This is a genomic window from Rubrivirga sp. SAORIC476, assembly GCF_002283555.1.
Lineage (GTDB): Bacteria > Bacteroidota > Rhodothermia > Rhodothermales > Rubricoccaceae > Rubrivirga.
Genome location: NZ_MVOI01000006.1, coordinates 612,352 through 634,039, shown reverse-complemented (window position 1 = coordinate 634,039; position 21,688 = coordinate 612,352). Strand labels below are relative to the sequence as shown.

19 protein-coding genes are annotated in these 21,688 nt (G+C 67.7%); 13 read left to right on the top strand and 6 right to left on the bottom strand.

Annotation, left to right across the window (positions count from 1 at the left end):
- Positions 1-32: 32 nt before the first annotated feature.
- The 3 genes from B1759_RS14275 (at position 33) to B1759_RS14265 (ending at position 3,205) form a co-directional block, all read left to right on the top strand.
- Positions 33-1,022 carry an endonuclease/exonuclease/phosphatase family protein gene (locus tag B1759_RS14275; protein ID WP_095515730.1) on the top strand — a complete coding sequence of 330 codons (990 nt, stop codon included), beginning with the start codon at positions 33-35 and terminating at the stop codon, positions 1,020-1,022.
- A 154-nt stretch (positions 1,023-1,176) separates the two neighbouring features.
- Positions 1,177-1,935: an RNA polymerase sigma factor gene (locus tag B1759_RS14270; RefSeq protein WP_095515729.1), complete on the top strand. Its 759-nt coding sequence runs from the start codon at positions 1,177-1,179 to the stop codon at positions 1,933-1,935.
- Between the two features lie 88 nt (positions 1,936-2,023).
- Complete coding sequence (locus tag B1759_RS14265; RefSeq protein WP_095515728.1) at positions 2,024-3,205, top strand: peptide chain release factor 1; 1,182 nt, start codon at positions 2,024-2,026, stop codon at positions 3,203-3,205.
- 140 nt (positions 3,206-3,345) lie between these two features.
- Here the strand turns inward: B1759_RS14265 and B1759_RS14260 are convergent, their stop codons facing one another.
- Positions 3,346-3,915, bottom strand: coding sequence for an outer membrane beta-barrel protein (locus B1759_RS14260; protein ID WP_095515727.1), 570 nt, complete (start codon positions 3,913-3,915; stop codon positions 3,346-3,348).
- Between the two features lie 91 nt (positions 3,916-4,006).
- Here B1759_RS14260 and B1759_RS14255 point away from each other — a divergent pair, with 91 nt between their 5' ends.
- The 3 genes from B1759_RS14255 to B1759_RS14245 all read left to right on the top strand — a co-directional run bounded on the left by B1759_RS14255 (position 4,007) and on the right by B1759_RS14245 (position 6,597).
- On the top strand, positions 4,007-4,516 hold the full coding sequence (locus B1759_RS14255; RefSeq protein ID WP_095515726.1) for a hypothetical protein: 510 nt from the start codon (positions 4,007-4,009) through the stop codon (positions 4,514-4,516).
- Positions 4,517-4,740: 224 nt separating this feature from the next.
- Entirely contained in the window at positions 4,741-5,916 is a 1,176-nt protein-coding gene (bshA, locus tag B1759_RS14250) for an N-acetyl-alpha-D-glucosaminyl L-malate synthase BshA (protein WP_095515725.1), read from the top strand.
- Positions 5,917-6,075: 159 nt separating this feature from the next.
- The gene (locus B1759_RS14245; RefSeq protein WP_198948894.1) at positions 6,076-6,597 is read left to right on the top strand and encodes a septal ring lytic transglycosylase RlpA family protein; all 522 of its coding nucleotides are present in this window, start codon (positions 6,076-6,078) and stop codon (positions 6,595-6,597) included.
- A gap of 44 nt (positions 6,598-6,641) precedes the next feature.
- On the opposite strand, the gene B1759_RS14240 is transcribed toward B1759_RS14245, so the two are convergent.
- Together B1759_RS14240 and B1759_RS14235 are read right to left on the bottom strand one after the other, a co-directional pair.
- On the bottom strand, positions 6,642-8,312 hold the full coding sequence (locus B1759_RS14240) for a hypothetical protein (protein ID WP_198948892.1): 1,671 nt from the start codon (positions 8,310-8,312) through the stop codon (positions 6,642-6,644).
- A gap of 54 nt (positions 8,313-8,366) precedes the next feature.
- The gene (locus tag B1759_RS14235) at positions 8,367-9,098 is read right to left on the bottom strand and encodes a YgcG family protein (RefSeq protein WP_158225272.1); all 732 of its coding nucleotides are present in this window, start codon (positions 9,096-9,098) and stop codon (positions 8,367-8,369) included.
- 140 nt (positions 9,099-9,238) lie between these two features.
- Here B1759_RS14235 and B1759_RS14230 point away from each other — a divergent pair, with 140 nt between their 5' ends.
- Positions 9,239-10,372 carry a hypothetical protein gene (locus B1759_RS14230; RefSeq protein ID WP_095515723.1) on the top strand — a complete coding sequence of 378 codons (1,134 nt, stop codon included), beginning with the start codon at positions 9,239-9,241 and terminating at the stop codon, positions 10,370-10,372.
- Positions 10,373-10,671: 299 nt separating this feature from the next.
- Here the strand turns inward: B1759_RS14230 and B1759_RS14225 are convergent, their stop codons facing one another.
- The 3 genes from B1759_RS14225 to B1759_RS20265 form a co-directional block, all read right to left on the bottom strand.
- Positions 10,672-11,085, bottom strand: a complete 414-nt coding sequence (locus B1759_RS14225) for a hypothetical protein (RefSeq protein WP_095515722.1) — start codon at positions 11,083-11,085, stop codon at positions 10,672-10,674.
- A gap of 4 nt (positions 11,086-11,089) precedes the next feature.
- The gene (locus B1759_RS14220; protein ID WP_158225271.1) at positions 11,090-12,103 is read right to left on the bottom strand and encodes a site-specific integrase; all 1,014 of its coding nucleotides are present in this window, start codon (positions 12,101-12,103) and stop codon (positions 11,090-11,092) included.
- Between the two features lie 182 nt (positions 12,104-12,285).
- A complete protein-coding gene (locus B1759_RS20265) occupies positions 12,286-12,513 on the bottom strand; it encodes a hypothetical protein (RefSeq protein WP_095515720.1) in 228 nt (75 codons plus the stop codon).
- A 98-nt stretch (positions 12,514-12,611) separates the two neighbouring features.
- Between B1759_RS20265 and B1759_RS19370 the strand changes: the two genes are divergently transcribed.
- The 6 genes from B1759_RS19370 (at position 12,612) to B1759_RS14190 (ending at position 21,679) form a co-directional block, all read left to right on the top strand.
- Complete coding sequence (locus tag B1759_RS19370; protein WP_143537399.1) at positions 12,612-13,640, top strand: hypothetical protein; 1,029 nt, start codon at positions 12,612-12,614, stop codon at positions 13,638-13,640.
- 241 nt (positions 13,641-13,881) lie between these two features.
- Complete coding sequence (locus B1759_RS14210; protein ID WP_158225270.1) at positions 13,882-14,181, top strand: helix-turn-helix domain-containing protein; 300 nt, start codon at positions 13,882-13,884, stop codon at positions 14,179-14,181.
- A gap of 97 nt (positions 14,182-14,278) precedes the next feature.
- Positions 14,279-15,163, top strand: coding sequence for a hypothetical protein (locus B1759_RS14205; protein WP_143537398.1), 885 nt, complete (start codon positions 14,279-14,281; stop codon positions 15,161-15,163).
- A gap of 282 nt (positions 15,164-15,445) precedes the next feature.
- Positions 15,446-18,205, top strand: coding sequence for a site-specific DNA-methyltransferase (locus B1759_RS14200; RefSeq protein WP_158225269.1), 2,760 nt, complete (start codon positions 15,446-15,448; stop codon positions 18,203-18,205).
- The gene (locus B1759_RS14195) at positions 18,202-21,198 is read left to right on the top strand and encodes a BPTD_3080 family restriction endonuclease (protein ID WP_095515716.1); all 2,997 of its coding nucleotides are present in this window, start codon (positions 18,202-18,204) and stop codon (positions 21,196-21,198) included. Before B1759_RS14200 ends, B1759_RS14195 begins: the two co-directional genes overlap by 4 nt.
- 76 nt (positions 21,199-21,274) lie before the next feature.
- Complete coding sequence (locus B1759_RS14190) at positions 21,275-21,679, top strand: hypothetical protein (RefSeq protein ID WP_095515715.1); 405 nt, start codon at positions 21,275-21,277, stop codon at positions 21,677-21,679.
- Positions 21,680-21,688: the final 9 nt, after the last annotated feature.

Sequence of the window (21,688 nt, the reverse complement as noted above, 5' to 3'; positions counted from 1 at the left end):
CGTCCGACGGGCGCGCCCCTTTTTTTGTGCCGATGCCTCGCCTCCTCGTTCTCCTCGCCCTCCTCGGCGCCTGCGCCAGCCCCGCGCCCACCAGCGGCCCGACAGCGAGCCCGTTCGAGGTCGAGGCGCCGCCCGTCTGGAGCGCCGACGGCATCCGCATCGCCACCTTCAACGGCGAGTTTCTGTTCGATGGCGAGGGCGATGAGGGCGAGGCGACGTTCGCGTGGAAGGGCGACCCCGCCGCGGCCCGCGCCCACCGCGACGCCATCGCCGCGGTCGTTCGCACCCTCGACGCCGACCTCGTTCTGATCCCGGAGACCGAGAACCTCGCCACGCTCCAGCGGATGGCCGACGAGAGCCTCGCCGACCTGGGCTACGACGCGGTGCTGGTCGACGGTCTGGACTCGTTCACGGGGCAGGACGTGGGGCTGCTGTCCCGCTTCCCCGTCGAGGCCGAGGGGCGGACGAACGAGCGCGCGACGGTCGGCGTCAGCGACGCGCGGTACGGCGTCTCGAAGAACCTGTGGGCGCGCCTCACGCTGCCTGACGGGACGCCCGTCACCGTCATCGGTGTCCACTTCCTCGCCCGCCCGGACGACGTGGACCGCCGCGACCGCCGGGAGGCCCAGGCCGAGGTCATCCGCCAGCTGGTCCAGCAGGAGATCGAGGCGGGACGGCAGGTGATCGCCCTCGGCGACTTCAACGACCTCGACGATCAGGTCCAGGACCGCGGCGGCTACCGTCCCATCACGGACGTGCTGGCGACCGTCAAGCGCGCCGGGCCGGGCCCCGAGGACGACCTCGTCAACGTGATCGGCGACGTGCCGCAGGCCGAGCGCTTCACATCGTTCTACGACCGCAACGGCGACGGCCAGTTCGACGCGGGCGAGTTCAGCGCCATCGACCACGTGCTGCTGTCGCCGGCGCTCTACCGCCGCGTGGTGGACGTGCGCTACGTCCACAGCCACGACCCGCGCACGGTGAGCGACCACTTCCCCATTGTGGTCACGCTCGCCGAGTAGGCCCGCCTCGGCTCCGAGGCGGCGGGGCATAGCAGACATGGACTGCGCCTGAACGCGTTCCTCCCGTCCGGGCGGATCCTCCCGTGCCCCGGCCCGGTTGACACCCACCGGCCCCGAAGCGGTCGGGCTCCCTTCTCGCTTTCCCCTCCCTCCCATGACCGACCGCCCGGCCCGAGAGCCCTGGCGCCGCGCCCTCGACGGTGACCGCGACGCCTTCGAAGAGGCCCTCGCCCCCTTCATCGCTACCCTTCACGACGCCGCCGAGCGACAGCTGTCCGTCGAGCGCGACGTGGTCTCCGAAGAGCCCGTCGACCCGACAGCCGTCGTCGACCTGACGCCGGACGAGCTCGTCGGCGAGACCTTGCTGCGCGCCTGGGACCGCCGCGAGCGCTACGACGGCGACCGGATGACCTTCCGCGCGTGGCTCCTCGGCCTCCAGACGCGCTCGCTGGCTCGCTACGCCCGCCGCGAGGAGCGCTACGCCGAGCGCAAGGCCATCTCGCTCGACGAGGAGCTGCCCACGAACGAGGACCAGGACGCCGTCGGGGAGCAGTTCTACGAGTTCCGCCAGCCGTTCGACGTGGACACGTACGAGGAAATCATCGCCGGCTCTGAGCCCGCCGACCCGACCCTCCGCCAGGACACCGTCGACGACCTGCCGGCCGACGATCAGGCCGCCCTCGCCGACGCGTCGCTCCAGGCCGAGGCCCGTCAGGCCGTGGTCCTGCACGACGAGTTCGAGGTGAGCCTCCCCGAGGTCGCTCAGATCCTCGACGCCTCGCTCAAGGACACCGCCGCCGCGATGAACCTCGCCCGTGAGGGCCTTCTGACCCGCCTCGGCTCGACCGACGACGCGCACGACGACGACCCGGCCATCGACTCGTACACCGGCGACCCACTGCCGGACGCCTGACGGAACGCGTCGCAGGGTGGCACGGACAGACCGGCAGACGCCGTTCCCCGCGCCCTCCTCCCTTCTCCCTCCCACACTCCCTTCGTCTATGTCCGCCCTCTCCCCCACCGAACGCGACTCCCTCCTCGCCGAACTGCGTCGCCGGACCACCACACCCGGCTTCCACTTCCTCTCGGCCGACCACCTGACGCGCCTCAACGAGAGCCGCTCCGACGGCGCCCCGATCGTCAGCCTGTACCTCGACATGACGCCCGAGTCGCGCATCGGGTCGGCCTGGCAGACCAACCTGAAGGACCTCTGCGACCGCGCCCTGGCCGACGCCGGCGAGCACAAGAAGGCCGTCGAGCGCGAGTGCGAGCGCATCCATGAGGCGCTGGAGGCAGGGCTCCCGCGGACCGGCCGCGGCGTCGTCTTCTTCGCGTGCGAGGAGATCGGGCTGTTCGAGCAGATCGGCACGGCAGTCACGCTGCCGAACATGGTCCACGTCTCCGACAACCCGTACGTCCGTCCGCTGGCGCGCGTGCGTGACGAGAACGACCGCTTCGTGCTGGCGCTCCTCTCGATGCACAAGAGCCGCTTCTTCTTCGCCCAGATTGGGCTCGTCGAGGAGGTCTATGAGCTGGAGGGCGAGGAATTCGCCGTCACCGATCTCGTCTCGAAGGACCAGAAGCAGGACCGCAAGGCCGAGCTGCGCCGCCAGCAGGCTCAGCGCTCGGCGCATGCCCTCGACCTGATCACGAAGACGCTGGAGGCCCGCCACGTCCTCTACTCGGCCCCGGCCGACATGGAGGCGGACTTCCTCGACAAGCTCGACCAGTCGACCCGGCAGAAGGTGGCGGGCAACTTCCCCTGCGACACGCTCGCCTCGACGGCCGAGGTGGCCGAGGCCGCCGACGCCGCCCAGCGCGAGGTCGAGGCCAAGGAGGAGGTCGAGACGCTCGGCAAGGTGCAGGAGCTGCTCTCGTCCCGCGCCGTCGTCGGACTCGACGACACGCTGGAGATGCTCAACCAGCAGCGCGTCATGACGCTCGTCGTCGACGGCGACCAGACGATCCCCGGAGGCGTGGACCAGACCTCGGGCATGCTGACCACCCAGACCGAGGGCACGTACGCGGCCACCGGCGGCGACGTGCGGGCCGTGCCGGACCTCGTGGAGCTCATGCTCGACAAGGCCATGGAGCAGGGCGCCAGCCTGGAGCTCGTCCACTCGGACGCTGGGCGCGAGGCCCTCGCCCCCCACGGCCCCGCCGCCGCGCTGCTGCGGTTCTGAGCCGAGAGCAAGGAGCGGCGAGGCGTCAAGACTTCGCCGCTCGCTCACATCAAGGAGGCCCGCCCCGGATCAACTCCGGGACGGGCCTCTTCTCGTTCGGCGAGCGGGAGCGAGGAGCGGGAGCCCCTACCTACTCACGCTCAAATCCCGACGCCCACGCGGAGTTGGATCATCTGGACCTTGACCTTCGGCCCCTCCTCGACGTCCGCGTCGCGGAGGCCGGTCAGGTCGAAGCCGTAGCGCGCCTCGACGAAGCCGCTCGGCCCGATCAGCGGCACGCCGCCGCGGACGCCCAGCCCGAGGTTGGCGCCGACGGTGTAGTCCGACTCCGGGAACGTCTCCAGCCCGGCGACCGGGATCCGAAGCTCGGGCCCGACCAGCGCGTAGGCCTGCGCGAGCGGCGTCGGCGTCTTGAAGAGGACGTCGACCGGAATGGCGACGTAGGCGGACGAGTTGTCGTCGGTGGCCACGCCGTCGAAGGAGCCCGCGTCGACGTAGTAGACGCCCGCCCGCGTGGACACGAACGGGACGCCGATGTCGGCGAAGAGGCCGACGTGGTACCCGATGGATCGGTCGAGGTCGATGCTGCCAGCGTCCTGCAGCGAGGCGAAGTTGGCGCCGCCGGCGACGCCGAGGCCGACCGAGACCTGGGCGGAGGCGGGAGCGGCCACGAGGGCCAGGAGACAGGCCAGCGAGAGGAGACGGGTCATGGTGGGGGGACCGGAGGGGGAAAGAGAAGCAGAGCGCACACGACCCTCCCGGTGTTACCGTGTTCCCCTCCTCACCTCTTCCTCAGACCCCATGCGCACGCTCGCCTCCTTCGCGCTCGTCGCCCTCCTCGCGTTCCCCCTGTCCGGGTGCGGCGCCCTCGGCATGTTCGGCGGCGCCCCCGACCTGACGGCCATCGAGGTCGCCGGGCGGTACGAGTTCACCACCTTCACTCTCGACCCCGTCTCCGATGCCGTCCGCGACTACCGCGCGCTCGGCGAGGAGGTCTCGGAAGACCTGACGCTGTTCCTCCAGGAGGACGGCACGGTCCGGCTGGAGCGCCTCCGCGGCGACCGCGTCGACGAGGTCATGGCGCGGGGCACGTACGAGATCCGCGGGCGTACCGTCCGCGTGTCGTTCGACGACGGCCGAGCCGTCGAGGAGATCTTCCTCCCCTCCGAGATCGACTTCGAGGGCGGCGACGAGCGGCTCAAGGCCGACATCTTCCGCGAGGCCGTGAACCTGGAGCGTGTCTCGAACGACTACCGCGGCATCACCCGCGCCGACGTGACGGTGCGGGTCGAACTCCGCGAGATCGGGTAGTCTGCGAAGCTCGGAGGCCGGTGGGTGCGGGGCGTCCCTGGTCCTCTCCCTCTGGCGTCTCCACAGAAAGGCCCGCTCCGGTTCGCGCCGGGGCGGGCCTTCTGGTGACCGCGCGTGAGGCCCCCTTCCCCTGTCCCTCCGTAAGGCCGACGGGGGCGAGGCCGTCCGCGTGTGATCCTTCCTCGCAGGCGGACCTCCGCCCGCCTCCCCGCGTTCGGCGCCCCATGACGATCGGCATCACCTGCTACCCCACCTTCGGCGGCTCCGGCGTCGTCGCGACCGAGTTGGGGAAGGCGCTGGCCGCACGCGGCCACACGGTCCACTTCATCGCCTACGCACTCCCGCTGCGGCTGGAGCACATGGTCGAGAACGTGTTCTTCCACGAGGTCCGGGTCAACACGTACCCGCTCTTCGAGTACCCGCCGTACGCCCTCGCGCTGGCGTCGAAGATGATCGACGTGGCGACGCACGACGGGCTGGATCTGCTCCACGTCCACTACGCGATTCCGCACGCGACGAGCGCCGTGCTCGCGCGCGACATCCTTCGGAGCAAGGGGGTCCAGATCCCCATCGTGACGACGCTGCACGGCACCGACATCACGCTCGTCGGCAAGGAAGCCAGCTTCCGGCCGGTCGTGGAGCACTCCATCGACGCGAGTGACGGCGTCACGGCGGTGAGCGACTACCTCCGGCGCGAGACCTACAGTTCGTTCGACGTCTCGGCCGACATCGAGGTCATCCCCAACTTCGTGGACACGGCGCGCTTCGCGCGGCAGCCGAAGGATCACTTCAAGGCCGCCATCGCGCCCGACGGCGAGCGCCTCCTGGCGCACGTCTCCAACTTCCGCCGCGTCAAGCGCGCCCCGGACGTGGTGGAGGTGTTCGCCAAGCTCCACGCGGGCGGCGCCTGGCCGGAGGGCCACCCGCGCCACGGCCAGCCCGGCGGCGTCAAGCTCCTCATGGTGGGCGACGGCCCGGACCGCGCCCAGGCGGAGAAGGCGGCCCGCGACGCGGGCGTCTGGGGCGATGTCCGGTTCATCGGCAAGCAGGAGCCGGTCGAGGAGATCCTGTCTATCGCCGACCTCTTCCTGATGCCGTCTGAGTCGGAGACGTTCGGGCTGGCGGCGCTGGAGGCGATGGCCTGCGGCGTGCCGGTGGTGTCGAGCGACGTGGGTGGCATCCCGGAGCTCAACCTCAACGGCGAGACGGGCTTCGTCCGCCCCGTGGGGGACATCGCGGGCATGACGGAGGGCGCGCGCACCATCCTCACGCGGCCCGACCTCCACGCCACCATGGCGGAGGCGGCCCGCCGCCGCGCCGTCGAACACTTCGACATCGACCGGATCGTGCCGCAGTACGAAGCGCACTACGCGCGGGTCGTGGAGGCCGTCACGGCGTGAGGTGGAGGCGCCCGCAGCGACGAGTGGACGCTCGCGATGTGCCGTCGTGCCCCTCACCGCTCGCGTCTCACCCGGCGCAGATGCCGCGGCGGGCAGACGACCGAAGAGCATGAACAGACGAGGGATGGCACCTCGGGATCGACGCCGTAGACTTGGGGCGTGCGCCCCGTCCGTCCCCTGCTCGTCGCCGCGCTGCTGACCCTCGCCCTGCCCACCTCGGCGCAGGAGGCGACCTCGTCGACGCCGTCTTCGGAGGCCACCCCCCTCGACGCGGCGCTGGTGTGGACGCCCGTGCCCGGTATCGTGGTCGCCGCGGCAGACTCGACGGCACTCGTGGCGCTCGCCACCGCCGACCCCTCCGACAGCTTCGCCGAGGTGGAAGCCCGCGGGGTGCACATCGGCACCGGCCGCGCCAGCTACTACGGCGAGCGCTTCCGCGGACGCCGCACCGCCAGCGGCGAGCGCTTCGACCCGGACGCCCTGACCGCTGCCCACCGGACGCTCCCCTTCGGCACGCGCCTTCGGGTCACGAACGAGCGGAACGGGCGCAGCGTGGTCGTCCGCGTGACAGACCGGGGACCGTTCCACGGCTCGCGCATCCTCGACCTGTCGAAGGGCGCCGCCCGCCGGATCGGGATGGTGCAGTCCGGGACGGCGCGGGTGCGCATCGAGCGGCTGTAACGCTGGAGCGGGAGTGCCGGGCAAGAGCGAGTTGAAGACCGCTCCTACGGCCGGTCCCCGGAGAGCGCGCGGATCTCGTCGTCCAGGCCCGTCATCTCCCAGCGCGCAAGCGAGATCGGGACGCTGTCGATGGCGTTGAGGCGGTCAAAGAAGGTGCCGAGGGGGAGTGCCTCGCCGCGCGCCGCGGCCAGACGGGTGGCATCCCCCAGGGTCCGTTCCAGGAGATACTTGCCAGTGACGTAGCTCGTCCCGTAGCCCGGCTGGCGGAGGTAGAGGTGCTGCTCGAAGATCAGCAGGTCGGGCTCGGTGGACATCCAGCCGCGCGGCGTGCCGGTCATGTGGACGCCCCCGGCCTCCTCCATCGTCATCTCGTTGGCGTGAGCGTAGAGCGAGCCCAGGCCGCGGGCGGCGCGCTGGGCGAGCAGAATCCAGACCAGCTCGCGCGAGCGGGGGCTGTCGTCGTAGAGCCCGGCGTGCATGAACATCTCCTCGACGCCCGTCGCCGTGCCCTCGTTGCGGCTGTCCCAGATGTTGTAGAGCAGCGCGCCTCGGCGGACCGGGCTCGGGTGCGGCTCCAGGTCCATCCGCGCCAGCTCGAACCAGTGGTACCAGTGCGTGGTGAGCGGCAGCGGATCGTAGTGGGCACCGATCAGAAAGAAGTTGCGCGTCGCCTCGGGCGCGAACTGGACCCGGTGGGGCAACAGCGCCGGCTCCATGTAGTCGGTCACGGTCAGGATGTCGCGGTCCTCCAGGAAGGTCATCAGGCGCCGGACGGCCTCGTCGGACTTGGCGGCCATCGCCTCGGGCGTCGTGGCGAGGTCGAGCGGCGGGAGGTCGCGGTTGCGGTGCTCCTCGAGTGCCAGCGACGCCCACGCGCGGTCGAGTTCGCGCTGCAGCAGGCGAACCTCGTCCTCCCAGGTCAGCGGCACGAGGTGGACGTTCTGCTGGTACCACGTGTAGTTCTCCCGCCCGATGCCCGACGGGCCGGTCTTGCCCGGCGCCTCGGCCTCCAGCCACGCCACCAGGTCGTCGGTCGCGAGGGCGCTCTCCTGGATGATCTCCAGCAACGCCTCGCTGGCCGTCGGGGCGACGCGGTCGCGCAGGGCGTCCAGGTGGGCGCGCTGCTGCCGCATGGGGCGGATGCCCGCCACCCACAGCTCGCGCGCGTTGCCGGTCAGGTTGAGACGCGCCTGCCGCATCAGCGGCGGAATGACGCTCAGGTCGGCGATCAGGCGCTGCTCGGCGTCGGCCGAGAGCGGGAAGTCGTACGTCCAGACCTCGGTGACGGCGTGGTGCGTCGGGCCCTCGTGGGCGGGCACGTCGCTGCGGCCCATCCAGACGGACCGGTAGTAAGCCGGGTCGCGGGCCCACGGCATCAGCACGCGCCGGTTGAAGTCGTAGCCGTTCATCTCCGCGCGGACGAGGTGCCAGTCGACCTGGTCGGGCACGGCCCAGCCGGTCGTGTCGAGGGCGGCGAGCCGGGCGCGGAGCGCCTCGAAGGCGGGCTGCCGCGCGTCGAACGTCTCGGCGGTGTAGTCGGGCGCCCCGTCGCGCATCGGCGGGCGCTCGAAGGCCCGCCAGTCGGCGAAGAGGGCGTGCAGGTCCTCAGGCGTGTCCGCCCCGCGGCTGGCCTCGGGGGCGGCCTGGGCGGAGACGACGGGGGCAGCCAGCAGCAGCAGCGTCCAGAGGACGACCGAGGTGGGGCGGGCGGGCATCGGGGCGGAGGGTGGGGGCGTGACGGAGGATACCCCGCAGCCCCCCCACTCGCGTCACTCGATCACGCCCAGTACCTGCACGGTGAGCGGCTCCGCGATCACGATCCTTCCGACGACGCTCGAAGGCTCACCCCTTCGCCCATCCTCCCAGTAGGGCGGATACCTGAGCGCTACACGCTCGCCTCCAGTCATCAGCCAGTTCCGGTCTGTGCTCAACTGGCCCCTCATCTCAACGACAGCGCCGACTGCACGCGTCCTCCTCTCAGGCAACGCATCGAGTCCCGTGTAGCGGACATCCCACGGCACCGACGTGGCCCTCTCAGCCAGCATGTCAACCCCAGCCCGGAGTCCTGATTCGAAGTCGCCGGTCGCGAAGTGGGACACCATGCTCTCGACCGCCCTCCCGGCTACAGCATCCGGGATCTGCCACTCCAGTCCTGTCCCGACACTGACGTAGACCTCGCTCTCAGCAGGGGCGAGCAGCACCAACAGGCCGTTGTTCAGTCCCGCCTGCCCGATGCCCCACTCCCGCATCAAGCGGGTCGCGTAGGCTCGAGCAGGAAGCCCACCCAACGATGCAACCGTGACGACACTCATCTGCACCGAGGTGTAGTCGTCGAGGGACTGAAGCTGCCGGTTCAGTTCCTGCTCGGTGCTGAGGGGCAGGACATCCGCTGCATCGACGACGAATCCGGATGCGGACGGCGGAGGCCCGTGCTGTGCGCCCGCTGGAGCACCCAGCGCCACGAATGCAAATAAAACGAGGTACTTAAGACAAACAGACATGCGCAGAGGGCATCGTGATCGAAGACGAGTATACCTCATGCGTACTGACTCGAAGATCACCGGGCCGACCGCGTCGAAGAACAGGACGCCTCGAACGTCCCCGCCGGGCCTGCGTATCTGGCCCACCTCTCCTGCCTACTGTGGACGCCCGCCGCAACCTGATCTCGAAGAAGAAGCCCGCCTACCCGGTCAGCGACCACCTCGCCGACTACCTCGCCGGGTACGGGCGCCTCGCTGACGGCGGCGTCCGCTACGAGGACCTCGCGCGCCACGTCGGCCAGTTCCCGCTCTACGACGAGCGGGGCGAGGACACGCTCTGGAGCAGCGTCTTCTACGGGCCCGCCGAGCAGGTCGAGATCCACGACGCCCTGCGGACCACCTACGCGCTCCTCAAGTCGGCCGGAGACCGCTCGACGGTCGAGCACCTCTACATCGACCGCATCGACCTCTGCCTGTACGGCAACACCCTTCCGTTCCGCGTCCGGATCGTGAACCGGCTGAACGAGAACTTCGACTACTTCTACGTCAAGCGCGCCGACGCGAGCCGCGTCTACGGGCTGGAGCTGGAGCACATCCTCTCGCCCAACTCGATCAACTTCCTCGTCCGCGTCGACGGCACCGAACTGCGGGACCAGACCATCATCGAGGAACACATCATCGGGCTGCCCGGCGACGCCTTCATGCGCGACCAGTTGCCCGACAACCGGTTCGATCAGGTCCGCCTGTCGAAGGAGTTCGTCAAGTTCAACGAGCGCTGCTTCGTGCGCCTGCTCGGCGACATGCACGCGGGCAACTGGGTCGTGGACATCACGCCGGACTTCGAGAAGCTCCACTTCCGGATGCGGGCCATCGACTTCGACCAGCAGAGCCACCACGCCCGCCGCCAGGTCTACCTGCCGCAGTACTTCCCGACCAACAACCCGGTCATCCAGTTCGGCCTGCAGCATCTCACCGAGCCGACCGTGGACCAGTACCAGCGCGAGGAGCGGGCGCTCATGGCGGGGCGCCTGCGCGTCACGCACGGCCGCTACGCGGAGCTGATGGCGGTCATGCGCGAGGACCTGATCGCGCCCGAAGCGTCGGTGACCGCCCTCGGCGAGAGCCTTGCCCGGCACTACGCCATCTCCGACTTCCGCGAGGCTCAGACGATGGGGGAGTTGGTGTGGCTGTCGCTGGAACTGCTTCAGAGGCGCGCCGAGCCCGCGTCGATGAAGCTCCTCTCCGGCGCCACTGCCGCCGATGTAGCGGGCGACGTGCAAGGCTACGGGGTCTGACCTCACCCGCCTCGGGCCCGAGGCTGATTGTCCAGACCACCGCGGTCGTCCGCTGAGGACACGCCACGAAAAACGCCTCCCCCGGCCGGCATCGGGAGAGGCGTCTAAGAGCCAACGGTCAGATTTGAACTGACGACCTGCTCATTACGAGTGCGTCAAGCGGGGTGTCGCGACAGATCCAAACCGGCCCGACCGCCTTAAAATCGGAGATTTGTGCAGAGTGCCTCCGCGAGGATCTGCAAGAATCCGCAGCCCCTTGCCGTACATTTGCCGTACTTCTGCCGGACTCGACGGCTCTGCTAGTCGGACTTGTTGAATGGGGGCGACTCGCCGAAGGCGTAGAAGTACTCCAAGAGGAGGGCCTTCTCCTTCCCCCTCGGGTCTTGATCCCCGTACAGGTCAACGACCATGCACTCCGGTGGGAAGGCGGACCGAATCCCGTCGTGGTTATCGAGCTTGTAGGCGACCGCGTGGTTTGACGTCTTGAACTTGGGCAGGACGCATTTCCGCAGGTGGACTACCCGGCTCCCAAAGACCTTCGCCTTCCCGATGTAGAGCACTCCTGTCTCGTCGGTGCCGAGAAGCCGAGACACTCGGAACGGCTGCCCGGCCTCGTCCACTGCCCGGACGACGTACGCCCCCCCTGTCCATTCGAAGCCCTCATAGATCAAGACGTGGAGGTCGGGAGAGACGAGGGGAAGCGTCGTCGGCATCTGGCTAGACGGAAGTCGAGGTGGATGCCATAGCCTCTGTGCCGAACACGCGGAGGACGTGCGCCGCGCCGCGCTCGGGGCAGTAGTGCCCGTAGTGCCGCTCGATCATCGCAACCGACGTGCCCATGATCCGAGCGAGGTCGAGGAGAGGCACGCCCGCCGCTGCCATGCGCGTCCCGTAGGAATGCCGGAGGCTGTAGGCCGTCACGTTCTTCTTCACCTTGGCCGACTCCGCTAGGGCGTTCAACCGCTTCGACAGGTGGCGCATTTCGACGGCCCCGCCTCGGGAGCCGACGAAGACGAGACTATCGCTCTCGTCGGCGCGGGCCTCGGACCGCTGGCGGAGCACGGCGAGCGCGTCGCCCGCAACGGGGACCGGGCGAGCGGAGCTCGAGGTCTTTGTCCCCCGCACGCGGAGGGCTCCCTCCGAGAGCCTCACGTCGCTCCAGCGAAGGCCCGCTTGCTCGCCGGGCCGCAGACCTGTGCCCATGCCGAAGACGAGCCAGTCGCGGAGCCAGCCGTAGGAACGTCCGTCAAGCACCTCGGCGGCGTCGAGGGTGCGAAGCATCTTGGCAGCCTCCGCCTCGGTGACGTGATCGCGGCGGTTGGCCCGGCCGGTCGGGGCCTCCAGATCGGCCGTCGGATCGGTGCGGGTGTAGCCGCGCCGCTGGCAGAACGCGAAGAAGTGACGGAGCACCGCGCGATACCGCCGACGGGTCCCGGCCGACTTGGGCGGACCGGGCTTCCCTTCCTTGCCGGGCTTCGGCGCTGAGACGAACCGCTCGACGTGCATGGGCTCGACGTGCGCAACGTTGCACCCGGCGGGAAGCGACCGCTCGAACGCAGAGAGGAGGCGCTCGGCTGAGTTCACCGTGCCCTCGGCCCGGCCTGCGCGCTTCTGACTGGCGATGTAGGCCGCCGCCGCCTCGGTGACCGACACGCCCGTCGAGGCGGCCTGTCCCCACGGGTCGAAGGTCCCGAGGGAGCGGTCGCGCGCGTGTTCGAGGGCACGGGACATGGCCGCTGCCTTGTCCTTCGTGCGGAGGTTCACCCGCTTCCGAGACGGCCGCCGGTCAGGATCGTACACGACCCATTGCCAGTTGCCACGAGGGACCTTCTTTCCCTCCTCGACGCGGTAAGACCGCTCGATACGGGAGCCGTCGGGAAGTTCGGCGCGGTAGGTGCTCGTCTGTGCCATGGCTATGCCTCCTCGTTGGCTATCTCAGCATCCCGGTTCTGGCGATGCGTGCGCCCGCCGGTTTCTTTGACTTGCCACGCGGCGAGGGACTCGTCGTCGGCGACGGCCCAGACGGGGCCAAGCTTCCGGCCGTTGAGGTCCCCGCGTTGGATCGCGTTGCGGACGGCCATCCCGGTGCACCCCTTCCGGCGTGCGACCTCGGCGGTAGAGATAAAGTCTGTGCCTGCCATCTGTCAGCGGGAAAGCGGGAGGACTCCAAGCTAACAAGAGTCTTGCGCCGTCGCAACTCTCGTCGGTATCCTCTCGACTCATTCCGCCGCCGTAGAACATGAGCACTCCGTACCGCCGACCTAGTTGGGGGACCGTCCTTGCGGAGCTGGATCAACTACTGCTAGTCGGTGACCAGCGCGCCTATCTGAGAACGGTCGTGGAAGCAGACCAAGCCTATCTCGAACGGCACGCCTCGAATGATCCGGCCTCACTCCGTAACCAAATGAATAGTGCATTGGAGCGGGGCGAACTGAGGAAAGCACAGGTGCCGGACTGGAGACAAAGAGGGCCGAGCCTGCTGTCGGGACTCCCGTCCACCCAAACACCTGAGGAGAAGCGCGCCTCTGCCCTACCCGCCGCGTTGGCACTACAGCCTCCACCACAGATAGAAGTAGAGGAGTGGCTCAACACCCTCCCGACTCCGGTTCGCAGACTCGAATACCTTGCGGGACTACGTGAACGAATGGATCGGTATGAGGAGGCGGCTCACCGCGCGTATGCATCGACAAGCGAGTTCGGCGACACTTATCCCGATCTCGTAAGATTTGTTCGAAGCCAGTTGAAGGCGAACCGAAACGCGGTATTCCCTGGAAACGCCCGAAACCAACGCATCGAGACGCCTCTACCGGACAATGAGGATGACGGAACCCGTGAGACCTACAAGGCCGAGAGTAATTTCCCAGATCGCGGCATCGTCCGTGGCAAGCTGTATTCGCTCTGGCCTGGCGACGTGCTCGTAAGGGCGGGCGTCGTGAAGCCCTTTGTTCCTCGGCCCCCTAAGCCCACAGCCGAGACTGCACCCTCGACAGCACGTCAGGGAGAGGGAGCGACACCGCCCCCAGCCCCCGGAGTCTCGGGATACATAGCCGACGAGTATGCCGATCAGTTGAGGGAGGCGTTTCGGCGGGATCCCTCTCGATTCCGACGAAAGCGGGGGGCACCGTTCAAAGCGTTGCGGGACGCCACGGATCTCACAGAGGCCAATTTGCGAACGGTCAAACGACAGTTGGGTTACAAGGGAGCGGACGGGTTCGAGGGCTTCATCGCGTTACTCTTCGCCGCCGTTGGAGAGGACCCGCCGGGATGACGGACAATTGACGGGAGGATGACGGGCAATTGACGGGAGGATGACCTAGGAATGACGGCTGACGGCCCTGCATCCTGTGATCGCCGCCGAGGACGGCTGCTGAGGTCCCACTCCTCCGGCCCCTCCCGATCTTCCTTCCGCCCGGTACGCCCGGGACGAGCGCAAGCGGGCTCCCCACCTCGGCGGCACCGAAGGGGAGCCCGCTTTGCGTTCGTACCGGACGCGCCGCGCCGATGCCGCCGTGCCCTCCCCGGACCCTGACACGCCGCCCCCCGACGCTCTCGCCGATCTAGAGGCCCTATTCCGCCGCGCCGTCCGCGAGGAACTCGCCGCCGCTAGAGACCGCCCGTCGATAGGAGAGCCGCCCCTCTATGACCTCGCTGGAGCCGCCGCGCGCCTCAACGTGTCCGAGCGGACCGTCGAATCCCTCGTCGCCACGGGGGAGATCCCCGTTGTGCGGATCGGCACGGGGCGGGGCGTGCGCCGGTTCGAGCCGTCGGCGCTGCAGGCGTTCATCCGGCGCAATGCGCGGACGCTGTGAGACCCCTCTCTCTTGCCCCTCTGGCACACCGAGGCGGACGGGCTCTGGTGGCACCACTAAGAACCCGCGCGAGGGGGCAAGAGACCGGACAGACGGGATGATTGATCGCGTCAACCTCCGAGCCTACGTGCCCTCGGCTGAGGCTGTGCTAAATCGGCTACCGCCTCCGTCAAGGGTCACGCTTCCAGACGGGTCGGTCATTTGGAGAGGCGCACTCGGCCCGTTCAGCTACTCACTGAGAAACGACACGCTTCGGCTCCGGGGAGGTCTCGCCAGATACGCTGACGGGGCGGTTCCGTCGAGAGTGGCGACTCTCGCAACCGAGAGGCTGTCGGACGCTCTCGGCTTCGACATGGGCACGGCGGAGGTCACTCGCATTGAGATCTACGCCGACCTCTCGCTCTCAACTCCGGTATGCGTCTACCTCCCTCTCCTGTGGGCATTGGGGCGGCACAAGCGACTCACGGTGCAAGACCCAAACGGAGGAGGCGAGACGCTCAAGTTCATCACCCATCGCCGTTCATACCACTTCTACGACAAGGGAGCGCAGTCGGGGTGCTCTGTGCCTGGGGGACTGCTGAGGCTAGAGCTGTCCTACCGGAACGGAGGCGTTGCCGAGCAGCTCGGCAAAGGGCTGACGCTCTCCAACACTTGCGAGGAGGCGTTCCGCTTGCACGTCGCTGGGAAGTGGAGCGACTGGTACGGGAAGGTGGAGAAGGGGCGGGAGCTTCGGACGGACCTCCGTGCTACAGACTTCTTTCGTGCCCTCGCCGTCGAGCAGATCTATCACCGGGGAGTCGGAAACGTGCTGGCTGAGATCGCGGCGCATCGCAAGGCACGCATCATTTCGAGGCAACGGGCTAGCGACAGGCGGAACGAGGTGCTTCGGATCACCCGAGAGCCCAAGTTCACCCGTCCCTCTCCTCTACTCGCCGAACTCGACAATGCAGTCGCGGAGGCCGCACATCGGATGTGCCTGTGAGGCACCACGCACGGAGCGCCCCCCTCAGATCTGCCCACACTCACCTAACAGCCCCCGTAGTTTCGCGGCCCTCCTCTTCTTGATTCTATGGCTTCGCGCGACGTTCAAGACTACCGGCATGACGCCACCCGCAAGAACCTCCCGCCCGCCGGGCTTGCGGCGCAAGGACGCGTGGCGGAGACGCCAAAGCACGTCCACCGCTACGACCCGCACCTCCCGCCCAAGCTCCGCTTTGACCAGACCGGCGAGGCCGACGACCTGGATGGGCTGCTCGCCGAGGCGATGGAGCGGCCTCTCTCCGAGGAAGAGGCGCGGCTACTGCTCAAGCACACTCGGCCGTGGCTCGAATGGACGGGCAAGCGAGAGAAGCACGCCTTCGAGGTAGAGCCCGTAGCACTCAACGTCCACGAGCGGGTGAGCGCCCAGGCCGTCATTCGGGCGGCGCAGCGGGAGGACGTGCAGCGCGACCTCTTCGCCGATCCCCAACTCCCGTTCGGCGACGCCGTCAAGTTCTACGAGCATGACGTGGACTGGGCCAACCGTCTCATCCTCGGCGACTCGCTCCAGGTGATGGCGAGTCTCGCTCGGCGCGAGGGGCTGGCGGGGAAGGTCCAAATGGTCTACATCGACCCGCCCTACGGGATCAATTATGCGAGCAACTTCCAGCCGAAGGTCGGCGACAAGAACGTAAAGGACGGCGAGAGCCACTTGACGCGCGAGCCCGAGATGGTCAAGGCATACCGAGATACGTGGCGGCTCGGCATCCACAGCTACCTCGATTACCTCCGCGACCGAATCGTGATGGCCCGCGAGATGCTCCACGAGCGTGGGAGCGTCTTCGTCCAGATCAGCGACGAGAACCTCCACCGCGTTCGGGCCATCCTAGACGAGGTATTTGGGGCGGAGAACTTTATGTCTGTCATCACCTTCCGAACGAAGATCCCGCTCCGAGCGAAGTACCTCGCTGGAATCGGCGACTACCTCGTGTGGTACGCCCGGGACGCTGAGCACGTCAAGTTCCACAAGCTCTACCAAGAGCGGGAGTACGGCCGTGGAACACAGTTCACCAACCTAGAACTATCGAACGGCGCGCGGCGGAAGATGACGAAGCGCGAGCGAGACCGGCAGTCGCCGCTCCCGAAAGAATCGAAGCCGTTCACGCTGACAGACATGGTCTCGGCTGGCCGGACGGAGAGTTGCGTATTCGATGCCGAGATCAAGGGAGAGGACTACACACCCGCAAGCGGAAAGAGTTGGAAGACCAATCCAGAAGGGTTCGAAAAGCTGCTAAACGCAGACCGTATAGAGGTGCCACGCAACGTTCCACGCTACGTATTCCGCCTAGACGACTATCCCGTCCAGGAGATGACGAACATGTGGACCGACACGCAAGGGGCATCCAGCAAGAAGTATGTCGTCCAGACCTCCACGAAGGTGGTGCAACGCTGCTTGCTCATGACCACGGATCCGGGCGACCTCGTGTTGGACCCCACGTGCGGCGGCGGCACGACGGCCTACGTCGCGGAGACGTGGGGCCGTCGGTGGATCACCATCGACACGAGCCGCGTCGGCGTTGCAATCGCACGCCAGCGGCTTCTCACAGCGAGCTACCCCTACTTCGCCGTCAAGGCCGACGAATCCAACGACCCAGGGCGAGGGTTCAAGCACCGGACGGTCCCTCACATCACAATGGGGGCCATCACGAACCACCCGACGCTCGGGGCCGCCCTCGACAAACATCGTGAGGTTCTCGACGGCCACCTCGGCCAGCTTGACGAGGCGCTGGCCGAGGTGGACGGCTCGCTCCGTTCGAAGCTGGCGGCCAAGCTCAAAGCGAAGGAGAAGGAGGAAGGCAAGCGCGCGGTAACCGACGCAGACGAGCGACGCTGGGTACTCCCCGAGGACACATTCGAACATTGGACTGTCCCTTTCGACGCCGACGAGGACTACCCTGATGCCCTCGCCGAAGCCGTCGCGGCGTACCGGAAGGCGTGGGCGAAGAAGCGCGACGAGGTGCAAAAAACCGTCGCCGCGAATGCAGCGCACGAAACGCTTTACGACCAGCCCGAAGTAGAGAAGGGGGTCGTCCGCGTGTCCGGCCCCTTCACCGTCGAGGCCGTACTCCCGGCCGAAGCCACGCTTCCCGATGCGACCGAGAGTCCCATCGGCGGCGCCCCTGACGCGCTCGATGGCTCCTTCGGCAACGGCGAATCGGCGGACGCCGTCGTTGACGCTGCGAACGCCGAGGCCTACCTCGACAAGCTCACGCGGCTCCTCCGCGAGGACGGCGCCAGCTTCCTCGGCAACGCGACGCAGGGATTCGACCGGCTCGACCGAATGGCACACTCGGTCCTCCACGCCGAGGGCGAATGGACCTCCGGCGACGGCACCGAGCAACGCATCGCCGTCTCGTTCGGCCCCGAGCACGGCCCCATCACGGCGGTCCAGGTCGAGGAAGCCCTGTTCGCCGCAAGCCGGGGCGGCTACGACCACCTCCTCTTCGCAGGGTTCAACATCGACGGCGCCGCCCAGGCCGCCATCGAAGCGGACTCCAATCCCCGGGTCCGCACGCACCTCGCGACGGTCGCGCCGGACGTGGTGATGGACGACTTGCTGAAGAAGCCAGCGCAGTCCCAACTCTTCACCGTCTTCGGCCAGCCGCGTACGAGCGTCGAGGCAGACGAGGACGGCCATGTTCGCGTAACGATGGAGGGCATGGACGTGTACGATCCCGTCAAGAACGCCCTCGTGCCCACGAAGGCTCAGAAGGTGGCGGCGTGGTTCGTGGATCACGACTACGACGGCCGGACGTTCTGCGTCAGCCAGGCCTTCTTCCCTGACAAGACCGCGTGGAAGAAGCTGAAAGCCGCGCTCAAGACGCAGGTAGACGCCGACGCTTTCGCGCGACTGAGCGGGACCGAGAGCCTCCCTTTCAAGCCCGGAAAGCGTGTCGCCGTGAAGGTGATCGACCCGCGCGGAAACGAGGCCCTCCGTGTCCACACCGTCGGGGGCGCTACCTACCAGACCGAGGCCGCGCGATGACCTACGACGGACAGCAGGAACTGCCGATCCAGCCGGTCGCGCAGCCCATCCTCAACAACCCCTACGACGAACCGACCTCGCACTGGGTCTACGATGAGCAGACGGGTGCCCCGAGCGAGCAGACCGGCCGCCGCGACGCATTCTACTGGTACAAGACCGAGAAGACCGGAACCGCACAGACAGCCCTTTTCACGGAGGAAAGCCGAGACGACCTCCCTCTCGTCAACCGGCTCCGCGCCGACGTTCGCCGCTGGCGAGAGAGCGGCTACGAGGCGGCCACGCCCGTCACCAAGCAACTCCTCCGGCACTGGTCGCGCGACGACCTCCCCCGGCGGCTGTTCTTCTGCCAGCGCGAGGCCGTCGAGACCGTTGTGTACCTGACGGAGATCCTGGGCTCGGGCCGGAAGCCGAGGTTCACCCCGCAGCTCAGCCGCGAGGACTTCGACGCCCTCACAGAGGGGAAGAAGCCTCAGTTCGCAGAGCAGATGATGGGATCGCTCGTGCCCACCGTCCTCGACCAGCCCGCCGACCGTTCGCTCCCCGGCCTCCGCCGCTACGGAAGCAAGATGGCGACTGGCTCGGGCAAGACGGTCGTGATGGCGATGCTCATCTCGTGGGCCTTCTGTAACCGGCACCGGAACCCCACGGACGAGCGATTCCCGGCCGCCGCTCTCATCGTCTGCCCGAACCTCACGGTCAAGGAGCGGCTCCAGGTTCTCCGCCCCGACCGTGAGAGCAACTACTACGACGAGTTCGATGTCGTCCCGAGCACGCTCCGAGACGGCCTCCACGCAGGCGACGTGCTCGTGACCAACTGGCACAACTTCCTCCCAGAGTCGCCACACAAGGAGGGGGACAACACGTACCGGGTGGTGAACAAGGGTGAGGAGAGCCCAGAGGCATTCGCGAAGAAGCGCCTCGGCGATCTCGCTGACGCAGGCCCCATCATGGTCCTCAACGACGAGGCCCACCACGCCTACCGGCCGAAGTCGATGGAGGAGCGGGCAAAGGGTGAGAGCAAGGACGACTGGGAGGAGGCGACCGTCTGGGTGAGCGGCCTCGACCAGATCAACGCCGCGTGCGGGGTCGCCTTCTGCGTGGACCTCTCGGCGACCCCGTTCTACCTCCAGTCGAGCGGCTATGCGCAGGGCACCCCGTTCCCGTGGATCGTCTCGGACTTCGGGCTCGTGGACGCCATCGAGAGCGGGATCACGAAGGTGCCCCGCCTTCCAGTCTCCGATACGACCGGCCGCCCGGAGCCGAAATACTTCGCGCTGTGGGACAGCGTGATGGACGCGCTCCAGCCCGGCGAGAAACTCCCCGGCGGAAAGCCGAAGCCGGATGCCGCATGGCGCGAAGCCGAGGACGCCGTGCAGACGCTGGCCTCGCAGTGGAAGGAACGGTTCGACTACTATGCTGAGGCAGCACCGGGGCAGGAGAACGTCCCGCCCGTCATGATCGTGGTCCTCGACAACACCGACCTCGCGCAGCTCTTCTACGAGAAGATCTCCGGCGAGCGTGTCGAGGACGGCGAGACGGTCTACGGCCCGAGTGCGGTCCGCCCGGAGTTCGCCAACACACCCGGCCAACTCCGTACCGTTCGAATCGACTCCAAGCTCCTTGCCGAAGCGGAGAGCGAGGACCCGTCCAAGAGCAAGAGCGACGTGGCCGAAGCACTCCGCCGCCTCATCGCAACGGTCGGCGAGGTCGGTCAGCCCGGCGAGCAGGTTCGGTGCGTGGTGTCGGTCCAGATGCTCACGGAGGGATGGGACGCCAACAACGTCACCCACATCCTCGGCCTCCGCGCCTTCCGCAGCCAACTCCTCAGCGAGCAGGTCGTCGGTCGGGGCCTCCGCCGCATGGACTACACGCCCGACCCCGAGACGGGACGGCTGACTGAGGAATACGTGGACGTGTACGGCATCCCGTTCTCAGTCATCCCCTTCCGGGGACGTGAGAAAGAGAAGAAGGCGCCCGAGGACAAGCCGAAGCAACACGTCGTGGCCCTGGAGGAACGCTCGGCGTTTGAGATCCGCTTCCCCATCGTGGAGGGCTACGCCTTCGCGCTGAAGCAGAACCTTATCCGAGCCGACGTGGGGGCGATGGAGGAGGTCGTGGTCGCTCCAGACCTCACCCCGACAGCTGCGTTCGTCAAGCCGCAGGTGGGCTACCAGACGGGTACGCCTGCCGCTCTCGGCCAACTCCAGACCGAGTTACAAGACCGCCGGGCGTACTACGAGACGACGCACCTACAGACGATCCAGTTTGAGATTGCACGCCAGATCGTGGACCGGCTCACGGTGTACGTGGGGGGCGACGGTGAAGGCGCAGCGCCCAAGCTCAAAGGCCGGTCGCGGCATCAACTCTTCCCTCAGGTCTATGCTCTTGTGGAGGAGTACGTACGACGGAAGGTCCGCTTCCGCGACGTGGACCCTCGCGAGTTAGGCCTCGAACGCTATACCCAGCTTGTCATCGAGCGGCTCCTCGACGCCATCGAGCCCGACGACGCCGGAGGAGAGGCCCCTCTCCTCCCGGTCTTGAACAGATACCGGCCGACTGGCTCGACGGCGTCCGTCAACTTCAAGACGACGAGGCCGTGTTATCCGACGATGCACAGCCACGTCAACCAAGTCGTCGCAGACACACGGCAATGGGAGCAGGCGGCTGCGTTCCGTCTGGAGCAAGCGGCTCTGGAAGGGCTCATCCAGTGCTACGTCAAGAACGACGGCGTGGAGATGAGCATCGCCTATGAGTTCCTGGGGACCTCGCACGCCTACTTCCCAGACTTCTTAGTCCGCCTCGCGGACGGCTCGATGCTCATCATCGAGACCAAGGGACGTCAGACCGAACAGGACCGGGCGAAGCACGAGGCTGCGCAGCGATGGTGCAGGGCCGTCTCCCGGTGGGGTCAACTCGGACACTGGAGGTTCATCGAATGCCGGGATCCTCAGATCCTGCTCGACCGGATTCGCAACGTCACGGCATTTGCCTGACCGCTTCCCAAGTGACGGGCCATCCGTCACCCGGCCCTTCGTAGGATGCCGCTCTGTGCCGTCTCCCGTCGCTCCCATGGCCCGCCGTCCGTCCCCGATCCCGCCCGATTGGAACCCCCTCGACTCGCTCTCTGCCGAGCGCCATGAGCGGCTGACACCGGAGGAGCGCCGGACCGTCGCCGACCTCGGCGCCTCGATCCAGCGCAAGACGCGCGAGCGGTCTCGCGTCGGTCTCCCCGGTGGCGCTCCCTGTCCCCCCTTCCTCCAGCGTGCCGAGGCGAGCGCACCCGGCGCGGCCCGGTTCTACCTGGCGATGGATGGGGAGCGGTTCAGCATGGCGCGGGCCGTCGAAGCCGGGGCCTACCTCCAGCTCGACGCCGACGCGGTCGCTTCGGTCCTCGACGCGCTCCGCGGAGACGAGTTGATCGGCGACACACCCGGCGGCATGGTGACGCTACCGCCGGGCGGGGTGCCGTTCTAGCGGCTCCCG

Coding starts and splice junctions, on each gene's coding strand:
- B1759_RS14270 (WP_095515729.1), top strand. CDS start 1,177: ATGACCGACCGCCCGGCCCGAGAGCCCTGGCGCCGCGCCCTCGACGGT.
- B1759_RS14190 (WP_095515715.1), top strand. CDS start 21,275: ATGGCCCGCCGTCCGTCCCCGATCCCGCCCGATTGGAACCCCCTCGAC.
- B1759_RS20265 (WP_095515720.1), bottom strand. CDS start 12,513: ATGGCAGGCACAGACTTTATCTCTACCGCCGAGGTCGCACGCCGGAAG.
- B1759_RS14255 (WP_095515726.1), top strand. CDS start 4,007: ATGCGCACGCTCGCCTCCTTCGCGCTCGTCGCCCTCCTCGCGTTCCCC.
- B1759_RS14275 (WP_095515730.1), top strand. CDS start 33: ATGCCTCGCCTCCTCGTTCTCCTCGCCCTCCTCGGCGCCTGCGCCAGC.
- B1759_RS14195 (WP_095515716.1), top strand. CDS start 18,202: ATGACCTACGACGGACAGCAGGAACTGCCGATCCAGCCGGTCGCGCAG.
- bshA (WP_095515725.1), top strand. CDS start 4,741: ATGACGATCGGCATCACCTGCTACCCCACCTTCGGCGGCTCCGGCGTC.
- B1759_RS14240 (WP_198948892.1), bottom strand. CDS start 8,312: ATGCCCGCCCGCCCCACCTCGGTCGTCCTCTGGACGCTGCTGCTGCTG.
- B1759_RS14225 (WP_095515722.1), bottom strand. CDS start 11,085: ATGCCGACGACGCTTCCCCTCGTCTCTCCCGACCTCCACGTCTTGATC.
- B1759_RS14200 (WP_158225269.1), top strand. CDS start 15,446: ATGGAGCGGCCTCTCTCCGAGGAAGAGGCGCGGCTACTGCTCAAGCAC.
- B1759_RS19370 (WP_143537399.1), top strand. CDS start 12,612: ATGAGCACTCCGTACCGCCGACCTAGTTGGGGGACCGTCCTTGCGGAG.
- B1759_RS14260 (WP_095515727.1), bottom strand. CDS start 3,915: ATGACCCGTCTCCTCTCGCTGGCCTGTCTCCTGGCCCTCGTGGCCGCT.
- B1759_RS14220 (WP_158225271.1), bottom strand. CDS start 12,103: ATGTCCCGTGCCCTCGAACACGCGCGCGACCGCTCCCTCGGGACCTTC.
- B1759_RS14235 (WP_158225272.1), bottom strand. CDS start 9,098: ATGTCTGTTTGTCTTAAGTACCTCGTTTTATTTGCATTCGTGGCGCTG.
- B1759_RS14205 (WP_143537398.1), top strand. CDS start 14,279: ATGATTGATCGCGTCAACCTCCGAGCCTACGTGCCCTCGGCTGAGGCT.
- B1759_RS14265 (WP_095515728.1), top strand. CDS start 2,024: ATGTCCGCCCTCTCCCCCACCGAACGCGACTCCCTCCTCGCCGAACTG.